Annotated in this window: 4 protein-coding genes; 3 read left to right on the top strand and 1 reads right to left on the bottom strand. The window is 61.5% G+C overall.

What is annotated here, in order from left to right:
• Window positions 1-315: 315 nt before the first annotated feature.
• Complete coding sequence (locus ACTS1Z_RS00020; RefSeq protein ID WP_442622375.1) at window positions 316-1,230, bottom strand: LysR family transcriptional regulator; 915 nt, start codon at window positions 1,228-1,230, stop codon at window positions 316-318.
• A 361-nt stretch (window positions 1,231-1,591) separates the two neighbouring features.
• Between ACTS1Z_RS00020 and ACTS1Z_RS00015 the strand changes: the two genes are divergently transcribed.
• The 3 genes from ACTS1Z_RS00015 (at window position 1,592) to ACTS1Z_RS00005 (ending at window position 4,029) form a co-directional block, all read left to right on the top strand.
• Complete coding sequence (locus ACTS1Z_RS00015; protein WP_442622374.1) at window positions 1,592-2,215, top strand: class I SAM-dependent DNA methyltransferase; 624 nt, start codon at window positions 1,592-1,594, stop codon at window positions 2,213-2,215.
• A gap of 33 nt (window positions 2,216-2,248) precedes the next feature.
• Window positions 2,249-2,917 (top strand): DUF2306 domain-containing protein, encoded by a 669-nt coding sequence (locus ACTS1Z_RS00010; RefSeq protein WP_442622373.1) that lies wholly within the window; start codon window positions 2,249-2,251, stop codon window positions 2,915-2,917.
• Between the two features lie 407 nt (window positions 2,918-3,324).
• The gene (locus ACTS1Z_RS00005; RefSeq protein ID WP_442622372.1) at window positions 3,325-4,029 is read left to right on the top strand and encodes a hypothetical protein; all 705 of its coding nucleotides are present in this window, start codon (window positions 3,325-3,327) and stop codon (window positions 4,027-4,029) included.
• Window positions 4,030-4,106: the final 77 nt, after the last annotated feature.

Below are 4,106 nucleotides of genomic sequence, written 5' to 3'. Positions count from 1 at the left end.
CACGTCATTGGTGGAAGCGGGTCCGCTTCCACCAATGACGATCGCGCTCTAGGATGCGGGCTCACGCTGGCGCGGCCGGAGGCATGAGCAAGCCAGCAGCACGGCGGAGAGGTGGTTCCGCTCTGTTATCTCGAAGCGCGTGGCGATCTTGCGGAAGTGCTTGATCTTGTTGAAGAATCGCTCGACCATGTGGCTCCGGCGATCGGGTCGAGGATGATGAGGATTGTATCTGTTGCAGACTTCATCGTGACTGGGCATCGGCGGGCGGCAGGCGTCAGTAGCCTTTTGCGCTCGGAGATGGGCCATTCCACCCTGTCAAGCACGCCTGCTGCGCCGCCCGGCGGCATCGGTCAATCCGCGTGCCAACAAGTCGAAAACGATCCGGATGCGGCGGCTTGTCTGTAGCTCACGGTGCGTGACCAGCCAGATGGGAAACTCCAGCGAAGGGAAACCGGGCAGCACTTTCTCAATGCCGGGTTCCGACTCGCCCAAGGCTTCGGGTTGCATGGAGACGCCGAAACCCGCCTTCACCAGTTCCCACGCGACGACGCCGCTGGCGCTCGACATGCCAAAGCTCTCCGCCCGGACCGGGACGCCCAGGTTGTGCAGCGGAGTCATGAGGCGCTCGGGGTCGGCATTTCCGACGAAATCGTGATCCGCGATATCGCGCGGCGTGCGCGGACGGCCCGCGCGGTCGAGGTAGGCGGTTGCAGCATAGAGATTGGCGCGAAAGTCCCCAAGATGGCGCGCGATGAGGTCGGGCTGATCCGGCCGGACATGCCGGATGGCGATATCCGCCTCGCGCTGCAAAAGGTTCTGTATGTCGCTTGAGGCGAGGATGCGGACCCGGATGGCCGGCGCGATCTGGCGGAGGGGTTTGAGAACGCCCGGCAGAACCGCGGCGGACAGCAGGTCGGTGCCTGTCACCGTGACCTCGCCCGTGACATCCTGCGATTTTCCGTCCGCCACCATGGAGATCAGCGTCGCCGCCTCGCCCATGGCGCGCACGTGATGGAGCAGGTCGCGCCCCGTCTCTGTCAGCGTAAGGCCGCGGACGCTCCGCTCGACCAGGATCACCCCCAGGGCGTCCTCCAGTGCACCGATCTGCCGGCCAATCGTCGGCTGGGTCGTCTTCAGGACGCGCGCCGCACCGCTGAATGAGCCCTCCTCGGCGGTCGCGAGAAAAGCGCGCACCTGGTTCCAGTCGAAGGAAATGGCCTGCCAGTTCATCTATCCGCGTATAGCAGGTGGACGGATTTAGGCAATCGACCAATCGCAAGCGCCAGGAGATACAGCGTGAAATAACGAGGGATTGAGCAATGACCGCCATGCCCAGAAGCGGCGCAGTGCGCCACTTCGCCATTAACCCGGTCATGGGCAGTCGTCGCGGGAGGACGTGCCGGTGACAACGCTCGATCGAATAGAGAAGTGCCCGGCAAGGTTTGGCCTCGCCAACCTCTCCGCCCACTGCGTCGACGGTCAGCATCTTCCCTTCGAGGACGATGTCTTCGACGCAACGTTCTCGATGTTCGGTCTCAACCGCGGCCCTGTCAGGCCCGCCATCCGAGCATGATCTAGAAAGGAACTCTGAATGCCCGCGCAATCCTTTTGGGATCGCATTGCCCCGAGATATGCCAGAAAACCTGTCGACGATCCGAGTGCCTACGAGCAGAAACTCCTGTCGGTCGGCTCTCTTCTGCGGGCCCAGGATCGGGTTCTGGAAATCGGATGTGGCACCGGCACCACGGCGCTTCGCCTGGCACCCGGGGTCGCACGCTACACGGCCACGGACTCTTCGCGCGCCATGGTCGAGATCGCAGAGGGCAAGCTTGGACCGAAAACTCCGGAAAACGTGACGTTTCTCCAGGCTGACGCATGCGAACAGGTGTGCGGGGCGCCCTTCGATGCGATCTGTGCCTTCAGCCTTCTGCACCTGGTCGACGACGTGCCGACTGTGCTGGCGGCGGTCCATGCGCAGTTGAAGCCGGGCGGACTGTTTCTGTCGAAAACGGTCTGCCTGCGGGAAGCTTCCCCATCGATCCGCTTCCTTGTGCTCACGCTGACGGCCTTGCGCCTGGCCCCGCGCGTCACGCCGCTGAGCCGGGCGGACCTTCTCAGGCAATTCGCGGAGGCGGGTTTCGAAGTCGAACGAACCACGCATTTCGGAAAGAAAAGCATGAGCCCGTTCATCGTCGCACGCAAATCAACCGCCTGAAACCGCGAAATTCCAATAGTGAAGAAACGTGACATGCAGTTCCTGAGTCGTCGCGAATGGGCGTTCCTCGCGATCATCTTCGTCTATTCCTTCATTCCGACCATCGGCGGTTTGTTTCGGATCCCCGAGCTTCTGGGTGGCCCGGCCATCGCTCCGGTCAACCCTCGGGCCGTGTCCGATCCTTTGCCGATCATCCTGCATGTCCTAGCCAGCTTTCTGTTCTGCCTCGTCGGGGCCCCGCAACTTGTTCCCAGCCTGCGTCTCAGGCGCCCCGGCCTGCACCGAAAACTGGGCCGGATCGTGGCGGCGGCGGGTTGTGTCAGTGCGCTAACCGGCCTCTGGATGACCCACTTTTACGCGTTCCCGCACGCACTCCAGGGACCTTTGCTCTACTGGGCGCGGATTGTACTCAGCCTTTCGATGTTCGGTTTCATTGTCTGGGCAATAGTCGAGATCCGGTCCCGCAACCTCATCGGGCACCGCGCGGCAATGCTGCGCGCCTACGCAATCGGCCAGGGCGCATCCACGCAAACCGCTCTCTTTCTGATCGCCATGGCCGTCTCCAACACCGAGTTGCTGGGTTTTCCCCGGGATGTCCTGATGGTGATCGCCTGGGCGATCAATATCGCGATCGCGGAGTTGCTGATACGCCGCATGGTCGCACCGCGCAGATCGCAGGCCTTGGCTTCCAACCTGTACTGATCTCTCGATCGAAAAGCGGTCGGAAGACCAAAACGTCACAAAGACCAGGCCAAAAGAATCCTATCGATTCCAATGACAATCGCGAGAATTGCAACGATCAGATCGAGCCCGGGCGGTACTGAGGACGCCTTCCGGGCTGCATTCCATTACGTCGCAGAGGAATTCGCGCGGCAACATCTTGGATTTCTGAAATGCGAATTGCTCAAAGCGAACGAAGGACGCTACTTGGACCTCACCCATTGGAAGAGTCGTTTGGACACTCTTTGTGGTTTCGACCGGTCTTTCGAGAACGACGCGAGTAGTGCTTTCTTCGCCCCGATCGAAGTGAACGCGACTGACCCCAGCGGCGGCGTTGAGTATTGCGCCTCCATGGCCACAGCGCAGACAGACAAGGCGGCACACTAGCAATGCCTGCTCGCCTCTTGGGATCGTTTCCACACATTGAGAAGTCCTGGCTCCGTCTGATCGCCAGGCTTGCGTCATTGGCGGCGCTGGCTCTTGCTGTTCACGCCTTGGTTCCTGCCGACGTGAAGGGTCTTGTCCTCATCGCCGATATGGCCGTCGAAACGCCTTGGAGCCTCGCGATGATGCTCGGGCTCTACGCGGTGTTGCTTGCCGTTCCGTTCGTGCCAGGGGCCGAAATCGGCATCGCCCTTATGGTGGTCTTCGGCGCCGTCATGGCGTTACCGGTCTATATCGCCACGGTTGTGGCCCTTTCGATTGCTTTTCTGTTCGGGCGCGTTGCCTCTCGATGCGGACTGACCCACACTCAAGGCGCTGTCGCCCCGGCACGGGATCCCTTGGCCGATCTGATGACAAAGCTTCACACGCGGGGATGGCTCCGGCCACCGATGCGTATTCGTTGGCTGGCAGTCATCGTGCTCATCAATACACCCGGCAACACCGTCGTCGGTGGCGGCGGCGGCATCGCTATGGCGGTCGGATACAGCAGAACCTTCACCTATCCGGCGTTCCTCGCCTGCGTCGCTGTTGCCGTCGCTCCTGTACCTGCCACCGTCCTGCTCGCCGAGCATTTCGGGTTCGTCATTGATTTGGAACAATGGGTGCAAGGATCGGCCGAAATCTCGCCTGGCGCTGTTGCTCGCGACTGACCGAGAACGGGCACCCTTCCGAACCTAGAGCGCGATCGTCATTGGTGGAAGCGGACCCGCTTCCACCAATGACGTGA

Origin of the sequence: Parasphingopyxis sp., from assembly GCF_052168295.1 — a bacterium.
In the GTDB taxonomy this organism is placed as follows: domain Bacteria; phylum Pseudomonadota; class Alphaproteobacteria; order Sphingomonadales; family Sphingomonadaceae; genus Parasphingopyxis.
This window is presented reverse-complemented; position numbering and strand designations above follow the sequence as displayed.